Origin of the sequence: Brachybacterium sp. UNK5269 (genome assembly GCF_049266655.1) — a bacterium.
Taxonomy (GTDB): Bacteria; Actinomycetota; Actinomycetes; order Actinomycetales; family Dermabacteraceae; genus Brachybacterium.
Genome location: NZ_CP184883.1, coordinates 2679173 through 2697964 on the forward strand (window position 1 = coordinate 2679173; position 18792 = coordinate 2697964).

Consider the following 18792-nt stretch of genomic DNA (forward strand, 5'->3'; position numbering starts at 1 on the left):
TGGAAAGTCAGACTGCGAGGAGCGTGTGTCAGCCCAACTCTGCAGCTTGTTTCGGTCGAGGTACCCCGCCCTAGTCTTCATGGTTAAAGTCCCCAGTCGCGCACGAGTTAGTCCTCACATCTTATTGGCGATACAAGTCCGACCAAAGCGAATTTGCTTACTGAACACGTTCCGCTGATCGGACAAGTACTCCGACATCAATTAATGAAAAAAGACCAGACCATGAGAAAGTTCTACACATTAAACCTAAATTCAACCACGTCGCCGTCCCGCATCACGTACTCCTTGCCCTCGATCCGCACCCAGCCCTTGGCCTTGGCCTCGGCCATGGATCCGGCCTCGATGAGGTGGTCGAAGGAGACGACCTCGGCCTTGATGAAGCCGCGCTCGAAGTCGGTGTGGATGACGCCGGCGGCCTGCGGGGCGGTGGCGCCCTTGGGGATCGTCCAGGCGCGGGACTCCTTGGGACCGGCGGTGAGGTAGGTCTGCAGGCCCAGGGTGTGGAAGCCGACGCGGGCGAGCTGGTTCAGTCCCGACTCCTCCTGCCCGGTGGACTCGAGCATCTCGGCGGCCTCGTCGACGTCGAGCTCGATCAGCTCGGACTCGAACTTCGCGTCGAGGAAGATCGCGTCGGCCGGGGCCACCAGGTTCCGCAGCGCCTGCTGCGAGGCGGTGTCCGCCAGGCCCTCCTCGTCGGTGTTGAAGACGTAGATGAAGGGCTTGGTGGTCATCAGCTGCAGCTCTCGCAGCGCGGAGACGTCGATGCCCGCCGCCTCGGCGCCCTGGAACAGGGTTTTTCCGGTCTCCAGCAGGGACTTGGCCTTGACGACGTTCGGGAGGACGGCGGAGTCGAGTACTCCTCGTTTGGTCTCCTTCTCGAGGCGCGGCATCGCGTTCTCGATGGTCTGGAGGTCGGCGAGGATCAGCTCGGTGGTGATGATCTCCATGTCGCCGGAGGGATCGGTGGAACCCTCCACGCGGGTCACGTCGGGATCGGCGAAGGCCCGGGTGACCTGGCAGATCGCGTCGGCCTCACGGATGTTCGCGAGGAACTTGTTGCCCAGCCCCTCCCCTCGCTGGCGCCCTTGACGATGCCGGCGATGTCCACGAAGGACACGCTCGCGGGGACCAGCTTCTCGCTGCCGAAGACCTCGGCGAGCTGCGCGAGCCGCGGGTCGGGCAGCGGGACCATGCCGATGTTGGGGTCGATGGTCGCGAACGGATAGTTCGCGGCGAGGACCTCGGCGCGGGTGAGAGCGTTGAAGAGGGTGGACTTGCCAACGTTGGGCAGTCCGACGATTCCGATAGTAAGAGCCACGGAACGTGATTCTACGGGGCGGGCCTCGACCCCGAGCTCGGACCCGGTGAGCCTCTGGTCTCAGACCAGAACGGCCGGGCACCCGCACGCGTGCCCAGCCGCTCCGAAGGGCTCAGTAGGCGACGGTGAAGCGGGTCCGTCGATGCGCGGGCTTCTCGATCTCGTCGACGACGGCGAGTGCCAGGTCGGCGCCGGAGATGAAGGACTCGCCCTTCTCATCGGTCAGCAGCAGGTCGCCGCCGACCCGGTAGGCGCCCGTCGCCTCCCCCGGCGCGAAGGCGCCGAACCCGGCCGCGGGGCTCACGAAGAACCAGTCCAGATCCTCGTCCGAGGCGCGGAGGTCCTGCAGGACCGCATCGAGCACCCGCGGCTCGTCGGCGAACTCCTTCGGGAACTCGGGGGTGTCCACGAGCTTCGGGCCGCCCTCGGCGACCAGCAGCGAGCCGGCGCCGCCGACCACGCCGAAGCGCACGCCCTGCTCCTGGGCGAGGCGGGCGACCGTGCTCTCCACTCCGCGGAACGTCGCGGCATCTGCCATGTCGCCGCGCGGGGACAGCGCCGAGATCACGACGTCGGCTCCCTCGAGGAGGCCGGCCACGAAGAACTCCTCGCGCACATCGCCGGTGCGGTGGTCGACGCCGTCGACGGGGTCGCTCGGGGCATGGCGGGCGACGGCGAGCACCTGGTGACCGCGCTGGGCGGCGTGGGCCGAGATATGGCCTCCGGCGTAGCCGGTGCCTCCGAGGATGACGATGCGGGACATGACCGCTCCTTCCTGCGCCACCAGGGCGCATGGTTCCGCCGGAACTCAGGTTCCGCTGGAGGACTACTACTTGAACTTTTAACAAGTATGGCGCGTCCATCCGTGGACGTCAACGCGCACGGCGTCGACGCCGTGACGCCCTCGGTGAACCGGGCCCCGGCGCCCCGCGGACTGCGCCTCGAGGCGCGGCTCCGTTCGTCTGTCGCCCGGCCGTGGTGTGCTGGGCCCATGGGTGGAACACAGATGCTCCTGCTGGGACTGGTGCTGGGCGCGGCCCTCGGCGCCGTGGTGACGTGGCTGCTGCTGCGCGAGCGCGCCCGGAACGCCGAGCTTCAGCGCCGCGCGGAGTCCGACGCCGCCGGGCAGCTGCTGCGCCTGGCCGACGAGCGGTACGAGCGCGACACCGCCCGGCGCGACGCCGCCGAGGAGGAGCGCGAGGCCGAGCTGCAGCGCACCCTGGCCCCCATCACCGCCACCCTCGCCCACCTCGAACGGTCCCTGGCCCGCTCCGAGGCCGCCCGCATCGACGCCGAGGGGGCGCTGCGCTCGCACCTGGCACAGCTCGCCCAGCGCGCCCAGTCGCTCGAGACCGGCACCAGCGCGCTCACTGCCGCCCTGCGGGCACCGACCGCCCGCGGTCGCTGGGGCGAGGTGCAGCTGCGGCGGATCGTGGAGGCCGCGGGGATGCTCGAGCACGTCGACTTCACCGAGCAGCTGCCCGGGACCCGCGCCGATGGCGACAAGGGGCAGCGCCCCGACCTGGTCGTGCACCTGGCTGGCGACCGCCATGTGGTGATCGACGCGAAGGCCCCGATGGACGCCTACCTCGATGCGATGGAGGAGACGGACCCGGAGCGGGCGGCGGCCCGGCGGAAGGCGCACGCGAAGGCGCTGCGGCACCACGTCGGCGTGATCGCCTCGAAGGCGTACTGGAAGGCGCTCGGGGACACCCCGGAGTTCACGGTGCTGTTCGTGCCCAGCGACGGGGTGCTGGCCGCGGCGCTGGAGACCGACCCGACGCTGCTGGACGACGCCTTCGGCAAGGACGTGGTGGTCGCCTCCCCCGCCACCCTGGTGGCGCTGCTGCGCACCGTCGCGCACACCTGGCGCACCGACGCCCTGAACCGCGACGCCCGGGAGGTGCTCGAGGCGGGCCGCGAGCTGCACCACCGGCTCGGCACCTTCAGCGGCCACCTCGGCAAGGCGGGGCGCTCCCTGGATTCCGCGGTCGCCGCGTTCAACGACGCAGTGGGCTCCCTGCAGTCCCGCGTCATGGTCACCGCGCGCCGCTTCGAGGACCTGGGGCTGACCGGCACCCCACTCGACGAGGTCGAGCAGCTCACGCGCCGCGCCCGCACCCTCGACGAGGCGGAGATCGCCGACCTCGCCGGGCCGACCGGCAGCCGGCCGCGCCGCCTCGAGCGCGAGGACCGCGCCGGCTGAGAGGTTCAGTGTGGGACGAGGGTCAGCTCAGGGCGGCGAGCAGTTCCGCGCAGGCCTGCTCGCAGGCCCGGCAGGCCTCCGCGCACACCCGGCAGTGCTCATGCATCCCCGCGTGGCTCTCGCACTCCTCGGCGCAGGCGGCGCACGCGGCGCGGCAGGCCTCGAGCAGAGCCCGCTGGACGGCGACGTCGGTGCCGGTCTGGCGCGACAGCACGGCCCCGGTGGCTGCGCAGACGTCCGCGCAGTCGAGGTTCAGGCGGATGCATTGGCGCAGGCCGGCGACCATGTCCTCGGCCAGGCAGGCATCGGCGCAGGCGGTGCACGTCTGGGCGCACTCCAGGCAGGCCTCAATGCACGCCGCCAGCTTCTGGGCATCGATGTTCCCGATGTCGTGGGGGTAGGTCTCCAGCATCGAGCTCACGTGATGGCTCATCGTTCCGCTCCTTCTGTCGATCCGAGCGGACCGGCAGACACCGGCCCGCAGGCCCTCACCGTAGCCAGCGCTCGGACGGCTCGGGAAGTGAGGGCGACTCACGCTGCCCGGGAGCGGGGCGGACGGCAGCCCCGCAATCGGCCCCGCACCGGGACGCTCCTGCCGAGGCTCCCCACGGCGTGCGCTCGGGGTGCGCTCGCTGCCCGAGCGCCGGCGCTGCGACGGTCTGCGGAGGTCAGGCGGGCAGTGGCTGCTGATGCTCCGCCGCGTAGGCGGCGATGACCGCGGCCGGGTCCTCGCCGCTGCCGAGGAACTCCTGCCGCAGCGTGGCGGTGAGCTGCTCGAGCCCTAACGACAAGCGCTGCCCGCTGAGCCGGACCGCCTGGTCGGTGTGGTCCAGAGCGGTCTCGCGCAGAGGCAGCACGACGGGGAGACGTCCCCGACTAGCGGCGGCGTCGCCCGCCGCCCGGCAGGGAGCCGCTCAGGACTCGGCAGTGGCCCGCTCGCCGGTGGGCTTGACCCGCTCGTCGACGGCGCCGCGGTTCTTCATCTCCTGGCGCAGCTCGCGCGGCAGCGAGAACATGAGGTCCTCGGTGGCCGTGCGGACCGGCTTCACGTCGCCGTAGCCGCGCTCGGCGAGCTCGACCAGGAGCTCCTGGACCAGGACGTCGGGGACCGAGGCGCCGGAGGTGACGCCGACGGTCTCGACGCCCTCGAACCACTCCTCGCGCAGCTCGGCGACCGAGTCGATGCGGTGGGAGGCCTTCGCGCCGGACTCCTTGGCGACCTCCATCAGGCGCACCGAGTTCGAGGAGTTCGGCGAGCCGACCACCAGCACCAGATCCGCGTCCGGGGCGATCTTCTTGATCGCGACCTGGCGGTTCTGCGTGGCGTAGCAGATGTCGTCGCTGGGCGGGGCCTGCAGGGTCGGGAAGCGCTCGCGCAGGCGGTCCACGGTCTCCATCGTCTCGTCGACGCTGAGGGTGGTCTGGGAGAGCCAGACGACCTTCTCCGGGTCGCGGACGGTGACCTTGTGGACGTCGTCGGGCGAGTTGACGATCTGCACGTGATCGGGGGCCTCACCGGCGGTGCCCTCGACCTCCTCGTGGCCCTCGTGGCCCACCAGCAGGATGTCGTAGTCCTGGCGGGCGAAGCGCACGGCCTCCTTGTGGACCTTGGTCACCAGGGGGCAGGTGGCGTCGATCGTGCGCAGGTTGCGCTGCTCGGCCATCTCGCGGACCTTCGGGGAGATGCCGTGGGCGGAGAAGATGACCAGGGACCCCTCGGGGATCTCGTCGACCTCCTCGACGAACACGGCGCCCTTCTCCTTCAGCGCGTCGACGACGAACTTGTTGTGCACGATCTCGTGGCGCACGTAGACGGTCTCGTCGTAGTGCTCCAGGGCTCGTTCGACGGCGACCACGGCTCGGTCGACTCCGGCGCAGTACCCGCGCGGTTCGGCAAGAAGGACGGTTCCGGTGCTCACCGCTCCATCGTAGGAGGCCGGGGCCGGAAGAGGCAGGGTCGTGGGGCGAGACTCACCATCCCTCCACACCGGCCCAGGCCCCACACGGCGCGGGGGCTGACGCGTCCTGTCGCACCGGCGTGCCAGAGTGGAGCCATGACGCAGAGCACGGACGAGCACGGCGAGGACCGTGGCGCAGCGCCGCGACCGGCCCTGGCCCCCACCGCCGCGCAGACCACGCCGGAGAACCCGTGGCCGCTGCGGCAGCTCTCGGTGAAGGTCGGCGAGTACGTGGCGCGGATGGCGCCGCTGTGGGTCGAGGGCCAGATCGTGCAGTTCAACCGCCGGCCGGGCTCGGGGATGAGCTTCATGACGCTGCGGGACGTGGACGTGGACATGTCCTTCTCGGTCCCCGTGCGCGAGACCGTGCTGCGGGGCCTGGCCACCGAGCCGGTGCCGGGCGCCCGCGTGGTGGTCCACGCCAAGCCCACCTTCTGGTCCAAGCGCGGCAGCCTGCAACTGGAGGCCGACGACATCCGCCCGGTGGGCCTGGGCGAGCTGCTGGCCCAGCTCGAGCAGCTCAAGCGGGTCCTCGCCGCCGAGGGCCTGTTCGCCGCCTCCCGGAAGCAGCCGCTGCCCTTCCTGCCCCGGGTGGTGGGGCTGATCTGCGGGCGCGAGTCCGCCGCCGAGCGCGACGTGGTGGTCAACGCCCGTCGCCGCTGGCCGGCCGTGCAGTTCGAGATCCGCGAGGTCGCCGTCCAGGGCGCGAAGGCGGTGCGGGAGGTCTCCGCCGCGCTGCGCGAGCTCGACGCGCGCGAGGACGTGGACGTCATCATCATCTCCCGCGGCGGGGGCTCCCTCGAGGACCTGCTGCCGTTCTCCGACGAGCAGCTCACCCGCCTGGTCGCCGCGGCCGCCACCCCGATCGTCTCCGCCATCGGCCATGAGGTGGACACCCCCCTGATCGACCTGGCCGCGGATGTGCGCGCCTCCACCCCCACCGACGCCGCCAAGCGCGTGGTGCCCGACATCCAGGCCGAGATCGAGCAGCTGGAGCTGGGCCGCACGCGGGTGCGGGCCGCGATCCGGGCCCGCCTGGACCGCGAGCAGTCGGCGCTGGACGCGCTGCGCTCCCGCCCCGTGCTCGAGAACCCCTCGACGATCCTGGCCGGCCGGGCGGACGAGATCCGCTCGCGGATCGCCCTGGCCCGCACCCTGATCGGCTCCCGGCTGGACCGGGCGGCCGACGAGATCGACCACCTGGGGCGGCAGGTGCGCGCCCTCAGCCCCCTGGCGACCCTCGAGCGCGGCTACGCCGTGGTGCAGACCGCCGACGGCGCCATCGTCCGCGCCCCCGAGCAGACCGCCGTCGGCGATGCGCTGTCGGTGCGGGTCGCCGGCGGGCGGTTCGGGGTCGAGCGCGCCGAGACCGACCCGTACACCCCTCCCCCGCACGCCCCGACATCCGCTTCGACCGAGGAGACCCGATGAGCCCGAGCACCAGCCCCGAGGACGACCTGACCGCCGAGGAGGGCACCGCGGCCGCCGCCGGGAGCCGCACGCTGACCCCGGCCGAGGGTCCGCAGCCGCTGCCGGCGGACATCGCCGAGCTCTCCTACGAGGCCGCGCGCGACCAGCTCGTCGAGGTGGTGCGGCGCCTGGAGTCCGGGCAGGGCGGACTCGAGGACTCGATCGGGCTGTGGGAGCGCGGGGAGATGCTCGCCCGCCGCTGCCAGCAGTGGCTCGACGGGGCGCGGGAGCGGCTGGACGAGGCCGTGGCCGCGCGGCGCACCGGGGATGCCGGCGAGCGGTGACGTGAGCGCGGCCGGTGCGGGCTCAGCTCAGTCCAGCGAGGCGACCGCGGCGGTCGCGAGCTCCTCGAGCTCGGCCCGCTCGGCTGCGCCGTGGGTCAGGAAGCCCCAGCCGTCGCCCTGGCAGGAGATCGCGACCTGCTCGGCGCCCGGCTGACCACCGCTGAGCACGGTGCAGTCGGCGCCGCCGAGGCTCAGCTCCTCCTGGACGATGGCACCGGGCAGCGCGGCCGACAGCATCGGGGCGCTGACCTCGCTCTCCTGCACGAAGCTCACCAGGCGGCCCTGCGGCGAGGTGTACTCGAGCGTCCAGCGCGGGCTGCCGCCGTCGGTGAAGCGCGCGGAGCGCTCGACCCACTCCTGCCCCGGCTGCGGGACCGCGATCGGGAACGGGGCGAGGTCCTGGGCCCGCTCGGCGCTCGCGGCGACGTCCAGCTCCGAATTCTCCAGCGGCTCGCGCTCCAGATCGCTGCCCACCCCGAAGAAGGCGATGCCGATCACGACCACCACCGCCATGGTCAGCATCAGCGCCCACAGCGTGTTGCGCAGGCGGGTGTTCTGCTTGGTGGGCAGCTGGTACGCGGACTTCGCTCGCGGCGCCGGGACGGCCGCGACGGGCGGTGCCGGCTCGGCGGCGACAGGCGGTGCCGGCTCGGCGGCCACCGGCGTCGGCTGGGCGGCGGCGGGCGGCATCGCCTCCGGGGTCGCCGGCGTGTCGCGGGCCTCAGGGTGGACATCGTGCATGGGCTCATTGTCCCTGCTGCCGGCAGCCGAGGTTCCCAGGGTGACGCGCTCGACTCCGTCGGCCGCGCCGCGAGCATCCCCGGGCGCGGCTCCACCGCCGCCCGGGCCGTGGGCCTCCTCGCGCACAACGCGGCAGGCGCCACCGGCGCCCTCGCCGCAGCCGTTCGCCCCACCCGCCCAAACCTGCGATGATCGAGCGGTGACCGCGAACTTCCTCATCGTCGGAGAAGCACTCACAGACATCGTCGTCGACGCCGACGGCGCCCGTCGTGAGCATCCCGGCGGCTCCCCCTGAACGTGGCCGTGGCGCTTGCCCGCCTCGGCCATCACGCCCACCTGCTCACCCGCATCGGTGACGACGAGCGCGGGGAGGCGATCCGCGAGCACCTGGCCGCCTCCGGGGTCGCGCTGACCCCGGGCAGCTCGGTCGCCGCGCCCACCTCCACCGCGCAGGCCACGCTCGACGCGCACGGCGCCGCCACCTACACCTTCGACCTGCTCTGGGACCCGGACCCGAGCGGCCTGCCCGCGCAGGTCGACGCCGTGCACACCTCCTCGATCGCCGCGGTGCTCGACCCCGGCGCGGCCACCGTCGGCGACGTCCTGCGCCGTCATCGCGAGCACGCCACCATCAGCTACGACCCCAACGCCCGCCCCACCCTGATGGGCTCACCGGCGGCCGTGCGCGAGCGGATCGAGGCGAACATCGCGCTCAGCGACGTCGTCAAGGCCTCCGACGAGGACGTCGCCTGGCTCTACGGCACCGACGACGTCGAGGACGTGGTCGCCTCCTGGCGCGCGCTCGGACCCGCGCTCACGGTCCTGACCCGCGGCGCCGAGGGGTCCGTCGGCTTCGCCCGCGCCGGGCGGGTGCAGGTCTCGCCGGTGGAGGTCGAGGCGGTCGACACCGTCGGCGCCGGGGACACGTTCTCCGCGGGGATCCTCGACGCGCTGGCCGCCAAGGGTCTGCTCGGAGCCGAGCGTCGCCCGCAGCTGGCCGCGATCCCGGCCGATGACGTCGCCACCGTGCTGCGCCGCGCCTCGGCGCTGGCCGCGATCACGGTCTCCCGCGCCGGGGCGAATCCCCCGTGGAGCCACGAGCTCACCTGAGACCCGCCCCGGTCGCCCCGCGACCGCTCGGCCGCGCCGATCCGAGCGCACCGTCCACCCGTTCGTCCCGACCCACCGCACGACAACCTGAGGGAGGCCTCTCCATGACCCAGTCCGCACCCGCCGCCGAGCAGGACGGCTACCGCATCGAGCACGACACCATGGGCGAGGTGCGGGTCCCCGCTGCGGCCCTCTACCGGGCGCAGACCCAGCGCGCGGTCGAGAACTTCCCCATCTCCGGGCAGGGCCTGGAGCCGGCGCACATCCACGCCCTCGCGCAGGTGAAGAAGGCCGCCGCCCGCGCCAACGCCGAGCTCGGCGTGCTCGATGCGGCGATCGCCGACGCGATCGTCGCCGCCGCCGATGAGGTCATCGCCGGTCAGCACGACGCCCAGTTCCCGGTGGACACCTACCAGACCGGCTCGGGCACCAGCTCGAACATGAACATGAACGAGGTGCTGGCGACGCTGGCCACCCGCTCCGGCGTCGAGGTGCACCCCAACGACCACGTTAACGCCTCGCAGTCCTCCAATGACGTCTTCCCCACCTCGGTGCACGTCGCCGTCACCCAGGGCGTCGTCACCCACCTGCTGCCCGCCCTCGCGCACCTCGCCGAGGCGCTCGAGACCAAGGCCGAGGCCTGGAAGAGCGTGGTCAAGGCCGGCCGCACCCACCTCATGGACGCCACCCCCGTGACCCTGGGCCAGGAGTTCGGCGGCTATGCCGCCTCGATCCGCTACGGCATCGAGCGGGTGGAGGCCGCGCTGCCCCGCACCGCCGAGGTCCCCCAGGGCGGCACCGCCGTCGGCACCGGCATCAACACCCCGCTCGGGTTCCCGCAGAAGGTGATCGCGAACCTCGCCGAGCAGACCTCGCTGCCGCTGACCGAGGCCCGCAACCACTTCGAGGCGCAGTCCAACCGCGACGGCCTGGTGGAGATGTCCGGGGCGCTGCGCACCATCGCGGTCTCCCTCACCAAGATCTGCAACGACCTGCGCTGGATGGGCTCGGGCCCGAACACCGGCCTGGGCGAGATAGCGATCCCCGACCTGCAGCCGGGCTCCTCGATCATGCCGGGCAAGGTCAACCCCGTCATCCCCGAGGCGGTGCTGATGGTCTGCGCCAAGGTGATCGGCAACGACGCGGCCATCGCCTGGGGCGGCGCGCAGGGCTCCTTCGAGCTGAACGTGCAGATCCCGCTGATGGGCACCAGCCTGCTGGAGTCGATCCGGCTGCTGGCCAACGCCTCGCTGGTGCTGGCGGACAAGACCGTCGACGGCCTGGTCGCGAACGAGGAGAAGGCCCGCTTCTACGCCGAGGCCTCCCCCTCGATCGTGACCCCGCTGAACAAGCTGATCGGCTACGAGAGCGCGGCGAAGATCGCCAAGCACGCCGTCGCCGAGCGCATCTCGGTGCGGGAGGCGACGCTCGCGCTGGGCTTCGTCGAGCGCGGCGAGCTGACCGAGCAGCAGCTGGACGAGGCGCTGGACGTGCTGTCGATGACCGCGCCGAAGGCCTGATCGCTGCACGGGACGCCGTGCCCTGCACCTCCCGATCGGCGTCCCGTGCGGTGAACCGGACAGGCTCCGCTGTGCCAACGGAGACCGTCCGCCCGCCGTGGCTGCGTGCCAAGGGCCGTGCGGCGCAGCCACGGCGCGAAGGGGGGGGGGGGGGGGGGGGGGGGTCCGTATTTCGGTCCACGGCGACAATGGCGACATACTGGCGCTGAGCCAGCATCCGGCCCCGTATACGACGGTCGATGCTGGCTGAGCACCACCATCTGCACCCGCGACGCAGATTCCGCTCGGCCAGGCGCCGACGCCGGCTGTTCGACCGCTGCGTGGGAAGCTCCTCAGGCCCGCGCCCTCGACCGGCTCCGTACGACCGCGTCGCTGCGCTGGTCGAGGCCCGAGAGCAGCGGCGCTGTCGGCTCGCCGCTCTCGACTGCGGTGGGCCCAGGTCGACACGCCGCAGCCCGACGGTCCTGGTCCCGTCGCGTCCCCGACCTCGTGACCTCAGCGGCGTGGCGGATCCAGGTGCTCGCCGCGCCGGAGGATCGCCAGCAGCATTCGCTGCGTCTCCTCCCAGTGCAGGAACACCTGCTCCCAGGACAGCCGCGTCACGCGATACCCCCGCGAGGTCAGGTACAGGTCCCGAGCGCGGTCCTCGCCGTAGCTGCGCGGGTCGTCATGGAACTCGCGGCTGTCGCACTCGATGGCCCAGCTCCTGCCCACCAGCAGGTCCATCCGTCGACGACCGTCCGGGAAGGCCATCTGCGGCCTCACCGGATAGCCCCTCGACTCCAGCCACCAGCGCACCATCGTCTCGGTTCCGGACTCGGCGTCCGCGCGGATCCGCTGGAGCGGCCGACGGATCCTCTGAGGGAGCGTTGCGAGGATCTGCTCCGCGTCATGGCGGGAGAGCAGTCGGCGGTGCAGCGCGGATTCGAACAGAATCGCTGACTTCTCCACCGGCAGGCAGTGCGCGGCGTGGGTGAGAACGAGATCCAACGCCGGGACCGGCTCGTCATCGGGCCAGGAGCGCAGGATCGGTCTGTGCAGGACCAGGGCCTCCGGCTTGCCGAGCGTCACGACCTGCCCTTCCCGGCGCCGCACTGGGAAGGCACGAGCGCCTGCGAGCGCCGGGTCATCGGGTCGCCGCCGCGGTCGGAAGACGTGCGTGCCCGGGTGAGGCGGGGTCCACAGTCCGAGCAGCGATGCCCCATCCAGGCAGGTGGGCCTGACCCCGAAGCGCAGCAGGCGGATCATGCCCGCCGGCGCCGCCTCCGTCATGTACCACGGCTGGAGGCTGGTCATGGCGCCCTGGCGCAGCCACCGCCTGACCTGCGGCGTCTCCACGCCATCCGCGATCAGGAGCGACCTGTGACGCACCCCCTTCAGCTGCATGCCCGCGAGCACACCACCGAACCTCTCGGCCCGTGAGCGCTCGGCCCGCGGTTGTGGATCGGTGCCCGCTGTGGAGGAGCAGTCCGGGCCCGGTCACGCCCCCGCAGCATGGCCGGCGTGGCGTGGCACGGCACGGCACGGCACGGCACGGCACCGCGCCACAACACGCGCCGCTGCTGCCCGTGCCTCAGGGCTGGGCCCGACGATTGCAGATGGTGGCGCTCAGCCAGCATCCATCCCCGTATACGGCCCCCGATGCTGGCATAGCGCCACCATCCGCCACCGCCCTTGGCCCGAGGGCGGGATGCGGATCCGCACCGTGACCCAGCCCGCCCGGGCACCGCCGGCCAGGTCCGTGGTGACGTGCCGCGGCCACCGGCAGGGCGCAGCGCGCTGCCGGGGCGTGGGCACGTGCGCGGGCGGCGGCGTGCCTACGTGCCCGGACGGCGGCGCGGCCACGGGCCGGGCGGCGGCGTGGCCACGGGCCGAGCGGCCGGCTCGGCCCACCCCGCCCGATCCACGTCAGATCACCGGCTCGTCCAGCACATGCGTGACCAGCTCCGCCACCTTCGACCGCTCGGAGCGCTGCAGGGTGACGTGCGCGAACAGGTCCTTCTCCTTCAGTGCCTCGACCACCGAGGCGATGCCGTCGTAGCGGCCGATGCGCAGGTTGTCGCGCTGGGCCACGTCGTGGGTGAGCACCACCCGGGAGTTCTGGCCGATGCGGGAGAGCATGGTCAGCAGCACGTTGCGCTCGAGCGACTGCGCCTCGTCGACGATCACGAAGGCGTCGTGCAGGGAGCGGCCGCGGATGTGGGTCAGCGGCAGCACCTCGAGCATGCCGCGGGAGAGCACCTCGTCGATGACGTTCTGGGAGACCATCGAGCCGAGGGTGTCGAACACGGCCTGGCCCCAGGGGCCCATCTTCTCGCTCTGGTCCCCGGGCAGGTAGCCGAGCTCCTGGCCGCCCACGGCGAACAGCGGGCGAAACACCATGATCTTGCGCTGGGTGCGGCGCTCGAGGACCGCTTCGAGGCCCGCGCACAGCGCCAGGGCGCTCTTGCCGGTGCCGGCGCGGCCGCCGAGGGAGACGATGCCGATGGACTCGTCCTGCAGCAGGTCGATCGCCACGCGCTGCTCCGCGGAGCGGCCGGTGACCCCGAACACCGTCTGATCGCCCTCGACCAGCCGCACCCGCTTGTCGGCGGTCACCCGGCCCAGCGCGGAGCCCCGCGGGCTGGAGATGGTCAGCCCGGTGTGGACGGGCTGGTGGGCGACCTCGGGGATCTCAACGGTCTGCCCGTCGTAGAGCGAGGCCATGGTCTGCTCGTCGACCGCGGCGGCGACCATCCCGGTGTAGCCGCGGTCGCGGGCCAGCTCGGCCCGGTACTCCTCTGCGTGGATGCCCGAGGCCGAGGCCTTGATGCGCATCGGCAGGTCCTTCGAGACCAGCACCACGTGCTTGCCCTCGAGCTGGAGGTTCTTGGCGACCGCGAGGATGCGGGTGTCGTTGTCGCCGAGGCGGAAGCCGTCGGGCAGGGCGGCGGTGCTCATGTGGTTGAGCTCGACGTGGACATGGCCGCCCTCCTTGCCGATCGGCAGCGGCAGCGAGAGGTTGCCGTGCAGTTCGCGCAGGTCGTCGAGCAGGCGCAGGGCCTGGCGGGCGAAGTAGCCCAGGTCCGGGTGGTGGCGCTTGGCCTCGAGCTCGGTGACCACGACGATCGGCAGCACGATGTCGTGCTCGGCGAAGCGGTGCAGGGACAGCGGGTCGGACAGCAGCACCGACGTGTCCAGCACGTAGGTGATCACGCCGGTCTCGATGTCGGTCAGGACCTGCTGCGCTCCGCCGGGGCGCAGGGAGGGCACCACGGGTGACCCGTCGGCGTTCGCGCCTCCGCTCGCTCCCGCCGAGTCGGCGCGGCCGTCGAGCGCTGCCGTGCCGTGGTCGGCGGGCATCGTCTCGCGGGTGGTGGTGGTCTCGTCCATGGGAGCCTCCCGATATCGCACGGATGCTCGGACCATAGCCCTGCGGGCACCCGCTGTCGGGCGCGTCCCGCGGGTTGCGGGTCTGAGATTCACCCGATCGTCACCGGGAGTTCTGCCGACCCCCCGACCCGCTCAGTGTGTCACCCCTCACACCGGCGTGCGGCGAATCAGCACATAGCGGACGCCGCGCCGCCGCCCGACACCCGCCGTCGGACACCCGCTGCAGCCGTCGAACTCCCGCCGCCGTCGGACGCCGCGAGGTTTAAGCGCTCAGGCGCCGAAGCGGCGCTCGCGTCGGCAGAAGTCGCGCAGCGCCCGCAGCAGGTCGACCCGGCGGAACCCGGGCCAGTAGGTCTCGCAGAACCAGTACTCGGAGTGCACCGACTGCCACAGCAGGAAGCCCGAGAGGCGCTGCTCGCCGGAGGTGCGGATGATCAGGTCGGGGTCGGGCTGGCCCCGGGTGTAGAGGTGCTCGGCGATCGAGCCGACGCTGATGGCGGAGGCGATCTGCTCGGCGTCCGCGCCCTGCGCGGCGTGCTCCCGCACCAGCTCGCGCACCGCGTCGACGATCTCCTCGCGGCCGCCGTAGCCGATGGCGACGTTGACCGTCAGCCGGGCCTCCGGGGTGGCCTGCTCCTGGGCCCGGGCGATCCCGGCCCGGATCTCCGCGGGCAGGGCGTCGGCGTTGCCGGTCAGCCGGACGCAGTAGCCGGCCTCGAGGATCCGCTCGATCGTCGCGGCGATGATCTCGTAGAGGGCGACGAGCTCCTCGGGCGGCCGGCGCAGGTTGTCGGTCGACAGCATCCAGACCGTGACCAGGGGGATCTCCAGGTCCTCGCACCAGGAGAGGAACTCGACGATCTTCGCGGCGCCGACGCGGTGGCCGTGCTCGGTGCTCTCCCCGGCCGCCTTCGCCCAGCGTCGGTTGCCGTCGACGATCACGCCCAGGTGCTGGGGGAGGTCGAAGGCCTCCAGCTCCTTGGTGAGGCGACGCTCGTACACGCGGTACAGGAGGCCATGGTCCCTCATTGCAGCCTCCCTCCCCTGGCACCGATCGTCGCTCCCCATTATCGACGACGGCCGGAGCGCTGCCCGCCCGTCCGCCGAATCCTCACCGGATGGGCACAGCCGGTCACCGCGTTACGGTGTCCTCATGAACACCGGCCTTCGCCGCGAGGACTCCCCGAGCCACTCCAGCAGCACCCGCACCTCCGATCCCTCCCGCGGCGCGGACCGCCGCGACCGCGGCCATGACCCGGCCGCCGTGCTCGAGGACGCCGCCCCCCGAGAGGTCGCCGACGCGGTCGCCGAGAGCGGCGGCACCGATGCGACCGCCGATGCGGACCTCCCCACGGCGAAGGACTTCCCCTTCGCGCCGCGCACCCTCACCCGCGCGATGGCCCAGCGCGCCACCCGGCTCGGGCTGGAGCTGCCCAAGCCGCGCCTGCGCGGCATGCTGCACCTGGTCGCGTTCCCCACCGTGCTGATGGCCGGTGCGCTGCTGATCGCGGTCGGCGAGAGCCTGGCGATCCGTCTCGCCTGCGCCGTCTTCGTGCTCACCGCGGCGCTGCTGTTCGGCGTCAGCGCCGTCTACCACCGCGGGACCTGGACCCCGAAGCAGGCGCTCATGCTGCGCCGCGTCGACCACGCCAACATCTTCGTGATCATCGCCGGCACGTACACGCCGATCGCGGTGGCGCTGCTGCCGCCGCGCCAGGCCGTGACCCTGCTCGCCATCGCCTGGGGCGGCGCCCTGGTCGGGGTGTGCTTCCGGCTGTTCTGGACCGGCGCCCCGCGCTGGATCTACGTGCCCGCCTACATCGCGCTGGGCTGGGTGGCCGTCTTCTACATGCCGAGCCTGCAGGTCGGCGGCGGCTGGGCCGTGGTCTGGCTGCTGGTCGCCGGGGGCCTGGCCTACACGGCCGGGGCGGTCATGTACGCGCTGAAGAAGCCGAACCCCTCACCGGCCTGGTTCGGGTTCCATGAGCTGTTCCACGCCGGCACCCTGATCGGTTTCGGCTGCCACTTCGCGGCGGTCGCGGTCGCCGCGATCTGATCCCGCCGGGCGCGGCAGGGTCAGCGCCGGGCGGTCAGCGCCGGTCGTCCGGCGTCGGCCCCTCGGGGTCCGCAGCGGGTCGCGGGTCGCCGTCCGTCCCGTCGGTCGGCTCCCCGTCCGCCGGACCGTCCGCACCGGGCGCGCCGCCCTCGACCGCCTCGGCCCCATCGGTCGTGGCGCTGTCCCGGCGGGTCTGCTCCTCGGCCTCCATGCGCTCGCGCACCCGGGCCTGGGCCTGCACCCGGCGGGTGCGGCGGCTCATGTCGACCAGCAGCAGCACCACCGCGGCGGCGAGCACGAAGGTCGCGAAGAAGCCGGGCAGCCCCGGGGAGACGGTCACGGAGTTCAGCTCCCCGCCGTCCGAGGGGGACGGCGCAGCGACGAGGTCCCCGAGCAGCAGGGCGAGGTCCGCGGCGCTCACGGGCGGGCCCCGACGTGCTCGTGGCGCAGCCCGGCGAACAGGTCCGTCTCGGGCAGCTTCACCCCGATCCGGGAGATGTGCAGCTCGTAGTCCTCGGTGCCCCAGGCGGCGGTCTCGGCCGTGTGCGGGATGCGGAAGAAGGGACCCTCGGGGTCGACCTGGGTGGCGTGCGCCCGCAGCGCGTCATCGCGCACCGCGAGGTAGTCGCGCACGTCGATGCGGGTGGTCAGGAGCCGGTCATGGCTCTCGTCGTAGCGCTGCAGCATCTGCTCGAGCTCCTCGTTGGGCGTGCCCTCGGCGCGCAGGTGGCGGCTGACCGCCGCGAACCGCTGCCGGTGGAAGCCGTTGATGTAGTAGAGCTTGGCGATCTCCCACGGCTCCCCCAGCACGGGGGCGAAGTCGGGGTCGGCGGCGAGGTCGAAGGCCGCGAGGCTGATCCGGTTGACCTGGATGTGATCGGGGTGCGGGTAGCCGCCGTTCTCGTCGTACGTGGTCATCACGTGCGGGCGCAGCCGGCGCACCGCCTCGACCAGCGGGCGGGCGGCCTCCTCGGCCGGGATCGTCGCGAAGCTGCCGGCCGGCAGCGGCGGCAGCGGGTCGCCCTCGGGCAGTCCGGAGTCGACGAAGCCCAGCCATTCGTGGTGCACCCCGAGGATCTCCTGGGCCCGCTTCATCTCCTCGCGGCGGATCTCCGGCAGCACCTCCGGGGTGATGCTGGGGTCGCCCTGCAGGCGCGGGTTCAGCACGTCGCCGCGCTCCCCGCCGGTGCAGGTGATGACCGTGACCTCTACGCCCTCGCGGGCGTAGCGCGCGGTCGATCCGGCGCCCTTGGAGGATTCGTCGTCCGGGTGCGCGTGGACGGCGATCATCCGCAGGAGCTCATCGGGGGCGGGCAGCTGGACGGACACGGGACTCCTCGGAGACGGCGGGACGGGGAGGGGGCCCCCGCGGGCCGGTGGAGCGGACGCGCCGCTCGCAGGCGGCCGACGGACCGCGCACCAGCGCCAGATCCTACGCCACCGCCCTCGGACGGGACTGGGCCGCGGGCCGGGGATCCGCAGGGCGGACGGGACGGCGTGACCGGCGCCTCGCGAGCCCGGCCCGGCCGGTCGGGAACCCTCCGGGCCTGGTCTGGGAGACTGTGGCCATGAACGACGCCACGGATCGACGCGCGGACCGCTACGGGGGACCGCTGGTCGGGACCCGCACCGCACGGATCCTGCTGGGCCTGGCCGCCGCCGTGTTCCTGGCCGTGGTCGCCTACGTCGGCATCCAGGCCGCCTCCACCCCGGTCCGCTCGGACGTGCTCTCCTACGAGCATCTGGCCGACGACGTCATCGGCGTCGACTTCGTGGTCACCATGGACCCGGGCACCGAGGCCAGCTGCCAGGTCCAGGCCCTGAACGAGGGCAGGGCGCAGGTGGGCTTCGTCGAGGCGATCATCCCCGCCCAGGACGATCGCCAGAGCACGCACCACGTGGAGATCTCCACCCAGGGCCCGGCGGTCTCGGCCGAGATCATCCGCTGCTCGGCCCGCTGATCCGCCCGCCGGGCAGCCCTGCGCCCCCTCGATTACTCGCTGCGCGAAATCTGGACGATCGCACAGGAGTGGTGCGGGGTGCGGTGTAAAGTAGCGCGGAACCGGTGAAGTGCCGGTCATCATCACCCGCACACGGGGCGCATGAGGACATGTGCCCCGTGCTTCGCGTTATGGGGGCCTTTACGATGCGCCCGGACGCGTAGTACCCAAGACGACAGGAGTGAACCCATGAGCAGCCAGCCGAATGGCGCCTGGCTCACCCAGGACGCGTACGACCGCCTCGCCAAGGAGCTCGCGGAGCTCGAAGGCCCCGGCCGGTCCGAGATCACCGAGCGCATCGCCGCTGCTCGTGACGAGGGTGACCTCAAGGAGAACGGCGGGTACCACGCGGCCCGTGAGGAGCAGGGCAAGATGGAGGCGCGCATCGCGGACCTCCAGCGCCTGCTGAAGAACGCCGTGGTCGGCGAGGCCCCCAAGGATGACGGCGTGGTCGAGCCCGGCATGGTCGTGGGCATCTCCATGGCCGGCAAGGAGCGCACGTTCCTGCTGGGCAACCGCGAGATCGCCGACGGCGACGACGACCTCGAGGTCTACTCGACCCAGTCGCCGCTGGGCAGCTCGATCCACGGCTACAAGGTCGGCGACACCGTCCAGTACACGGCGCCCAACGGGAAGTCCTTCCCGATCGAGATCCTCAGCGCGAAGCCGTACTCCGCCTGAGCTCGCGGCTCGCGAGCGGCCGGAGATCACGAGCGGCATCACCGCCTGATCGACGCCACCAGGACCACTGAGACGA

18 protein-coding genes and 1 pseudogene are annotated in these 18792 nt (G+C 72.3%); 8 read left to right on the forward strand and 11 right to left on the reverse strand.

Annotated elements, in window-relative coordinates:
* Positions 1-233 precede the first annotated feature (233 nt).
* Positions 234-1318 (reverse strand): annotated as a pseudogene (gene ychF / locus ACOJUI_RS12505) (redox-regulated ATPase YchF).
* A gap of 112 nt (positions 1319-1430) precedes the next feature.
* Positions 1431-2081 (reverse strand): NAD(P)-dependent oxidoreductase, encoded by a 651-nt coding sequence (locus ACOJUI_RS12510; RefSeq protein WP_422115279.1) that lies wholly within the window; start codon positions 2079-2081, stop codon positions 1431-1433.
* Positions 2082-2309: 228 nt separating this feature from the next.
* Here ACOJUI_RS12510 and ACOJUI_RS12515 point away from each other — a divergent pair, with 228 nt between their 5' ends.
* Entirely contained in the window at positions 2310-3524 is a 1215-nt protein-coding gene (locus ACOJUI_RS12515) for a DNA recombination protein RmuC (protein ID WP_422115280.1), read from the forward strand.
* A gap of 22 nt (positions 3525-3546) precedes the next feature.
* On the opposite strand, the gene ACOJUI_RS12520 is transcribed toward ACOJUI_RS12515, so the two are convergent.
* The 3 genes from ACOJUI_RS12520 to ACOJUI_RS12530 form a co-directional block, all read right to left on the reverse strand.
* A complete protein-coding gene (locus tag ACOJUI_RS12520; RefSeq protein ID WP_422115281.1) occupies positions 3547-3957 on the reverse strand; it encodes a four-helix bundle copper-binding protein in 411 nt (136 codons plus the stop codon).
* 235 nt (positions 3958-4192) lie between these two features.
* A complete protein-coding gene (locus tag ACOJUI_RS12525) occupies positions 4193-4381 on the reverse strand; it encodes a hypothetical protein (RefSeq protein WP_422115282.1) in 189 nt (62 codons plus the stop codon).
* A 57-nt stretch (positions 4382-4438) separates the two neighbouring features.
* A complete protein-coding gene (locus tag ACOJUI_RS12530; RefSeq protein ID WP_422115283.1) occupies positions 4439-5443 on the reverse strand; it encodes a 4-hydroxy-3-methylbut-2-enyl diphosphate reductase in 1005 nt (334 codons plus the stop codon).
* 135 nt (positions 5444-5578) lie between these two features.
* Between ACOJUI_RS12530 and xseA the strand changes: the two genes are divergently transcribed.
* Positions 5579-6913, forward strand: a complete 1335-nt coding sequence (xseA, locus tag ACOJUI_RS12535; RefSeq protein ID WP_422115284.1) for an exodeoxyribonuclease VII large subunit — start codon at positions 5579-5581, stop codon at positions 6911-6913.
* On the forward strand, positions 6910-7236 hold the full coding sequence (locus ACOJUI_RS12540) for an exodeoxyribonuclease VII small subunit (RefSeq protein WP_422115285.1): 327 nt from the start codon (positions 6910-6912) through the stop codon (positions 7234-7236). Before xseA ends, ACOJUI_RS12540 begins: the two co-directional genes overlap by 4 nt.
* Before the next feature lie 27 nt (positions 7237-7263).
* Here the strand turns inward: ACOJUI_RS12540 and ACOJUI_RS12545 are convergent, their stop codons facing one another.
* Positions 7264-7977: a DUF4245 family protein gene (locus ACOJUI_RS12545; RefSeq protein WP_422115286.1), complete on the reverse strand. Its 714-nt coding sequence runs from the start codon at positions 7975-7977 to the stop codon at positions 7264-7266.
* Between the two features lie 303 nt (positions 7978-8280).
* Between ACOJUI_RS12545 and ACOJUI_RS12550 the strand changes: the two genes are divergently transcribed.
* Together ACOJUI_RS12550 and ACOJUI_RS12555 are read left to right on the forward strand one after the other, a co-directional pair.
* Positions 8281-9087, forward strand: coding sequence for a carbohydrate kinase family protein (locus ACOJUI_RS12550; RefSeq protein ID WP_422115287.1), 807 nt, complete (start codon positions 8281-8283; stop codon positions 9085-9087).
* Between the two features lie 104 nt (positions 9088-9191).
* On the forward strand, positions 9192-10607 hold the full coding sequence (locus ACOJUI_RS12555) for a class II fumarate hydratase (RefSeq protein WP_422115288.1): 1416 nt from the start codon (positions 9192-9194) through the stop codon (positions 10605-10607).
* A 495-nt stretch (positions 10608-11102) separates the two neighbouring features.
* Here ACOJUI_RS12555 and ACOJUI_RS12560 read toward each other — a convergent pair whose 3' ends face one another.
* From ACOJUI_RS12560 to ACOJUI_RS12570, 3 genes are all read right to left on the reverse strand, one after another.
* Positions 11103-11678 (reverse strand): endonuclease domain-containing protein, encoded by a 576-nt coding sequence (locus tag ACOJUI_RS12560; protein ID WP_422115289.1) that lies wholly within the window; start codon positions 11676-11678, stop codon positions 11103-11105.
* An 837-nt stretch (positions 11679-12515) separates the two neighbouring features.
* Positions 12516-13979, reverse strand: a complete 1464-nt coding sequence (locus tag ACOJUI_RS12565) for a PhoH family protein (RefSeq protein WP_422115290.1) — start codon at positions 13977-13979, stop codon at positions 12516-12518.
* 270 nt (positions 13980-14249) lie between these two features.
* Positions 14250-15008, reverse strand: a complete 759-nt coding sequence (locus tag ACOJUI_RS12570; protein ID WP_422115291.1) for an isoprenyl transferase — start codon at positions 15006-15008, stop codon at positions 14250-14252.
* Positions 15009-15132: 124 nt separating this feature from the next.
* On the opposite strand from ACOJUI_RS12570, the gene trhA reads away from it, so the two are divergent.
* On the forward strand, positions 15133-16035 hold the full coding sequence (gene trhA, locus ACOJUI_RS12575) for a PAQR family membrane homeostasis protein TrhA (RefSeq protein ID WP_422115292.1): 903 nt from the start codon (positions 15133-15135) through the stop codon (positions 16033-16035).
* A gap of 34 nt (positions 16036-16069) precedes the next feature.
* Here trhA and ACOJUI_RS12580 read toward each other — a convergent pair whose 3' ends face one another.
* Both ACOJUI_RS12580 and mca read right to left on the reverse strand, forming a co-directional pair.
* Positions 16070-16456, reverse strand: a complete 387-nt coding sequence (locus ACOJUI_RS12580; RefSeq protein WP_422115293.1) for a hypothetical protein — start codon at positions 16454-16456, stop codon at positions 16070-16072.
* Positions 16453-17364 carry a mycothiol conjugate amidase Mca gene (gene mca, locus ACOJUI_RS12585; protein WP_422115294.1) on the reverse strand — a complete coding sequence of 304 codons (912 nt, stop codon included), beginning with the start codon at positions 17362-17364 and terminating at the stop codon, positions 16453-16455. Before mca ends, ACOJUI_RS12580 begins: the two co-directional genes overlap by 4 nt.
* Positions 17365-17603: 239 nt before the next feature.
* Here mca and ACOJUI_RS12590 point away from each other — a divergent pair, with 239 nt between their 5' ends.
* Positions 17604-17996, forward strand: a complete 393-nt coding sequence (locus ACOJUI_RS12590) for a DUF4307 domain-containing protein (protein WP_422115295.1) — start codon at positions 17604-17606, stop codon at positions 17994-17996.
* A 228-nt stretch (positions 17997-18224) separates the two neighbouring features.
* Entirely contained in the window at positions 18225-18716 is a 492-nt protein-coding gene (gene greA, locus ACOJUI_RS12595) for a transcription elongation factor GreA (RefSeq protein ID WP_422115296.1), read from the forward strand.
* Positions 18717-18792: the final 76 nt, after the last annotated feature.

What these genes read in the sequence shown, in the direction of transcription:
- ACOJUI_RS12510 (WP_422115279.1), bottom strand. Translation starts at nt 2,081, where the DNA reads ATGTCCCGCATCGTCATCCTCGGAGGCACCGGCTACGCCGGAGGCCAT.
- ACOJUI_RS12515 (WP_422115280.1), top strand. Translation starts at nt 2,310, where the DNA reads ATGGGTGGAACACAGATGCTCCTGCTGGGACTGGTGCTGGGCGCGGCC.
- ACOJUI_RS12520 (WP_422115281.1), bottom strand. Translation starts at nt 3,957, where the DNA reads ATGAGCCATCACGTGAGCTCGATGCTGGAGACCTACCCCCACGACATC.
- xseA (WP_422115284.1), top strand. Translation starts at nt 5,579, where the DNA reads ATGACGCAGAGCACGGACGAGCACGGCGAGGACCGTGGCGCAGCGCCG.
- ACOJUI_RS12540 (WP_422115285.1), top strand. Translation starts at nt 6,910, where the DNA reads ATGAGCCCGAGCACCAGCCCCGAGGACGACCTGACCGCCGAGGAGGGC.
- ACOJUI_RS12545 (WP_422115286.1), bottom strand. Translation starts at nt 7,977, where the DNA reads ATGCACGATGTCCACCCTGAGGCCCGCGACACGCCGGCGACCCCGGAG.
- ACOJUI_RS12555 (WP_422115288.1), top strand. Translation starts at nt 9,192, where the DNA reads ATGACCCAGTCCGCACCCGCCGCCGAGCAGGACGGCTACCGCATCGAG.
- ACOJUI_RS12565 (WP_422115290.1), bottom strand. Translation starts at nt 13,979, where the DNA reads ATGGACGAGACCACCACCACCCGCGAGACGATGCCCGCCGACCACGGC.
- ACOJUI_RS12570 (WP_422115291.1), bottom strand. Translation starts at nt 15,008, where the DNA reads ATGAGGGACCATGGCCTCCTGTACCGCGTGTACGAGCGTCGCCTCACC.
- trhA (WP_422115292.1), top strand. Translation starts at nt 15,133, where the DNA reads ATGAACACCGGCCTTCGCCGCGAGGACTCCCCGAGCCACTCCAGCAGC.
- ACOJUI_RS12590 (WP_422115295.1), top strand. Translation starts at nt 17,604, where the DNA reads ATGAACGACGCCACGGATCGACGCGCGGACCGCTACGGGGGACCGCTG.
- greA (WP_422115296.1), top strand. Translation starts at nt 18,225, where the DNA reads ATGAGCAGCCAGCCGAATGGCGCCTGGCTCACCCAGGACGCGTACGAC.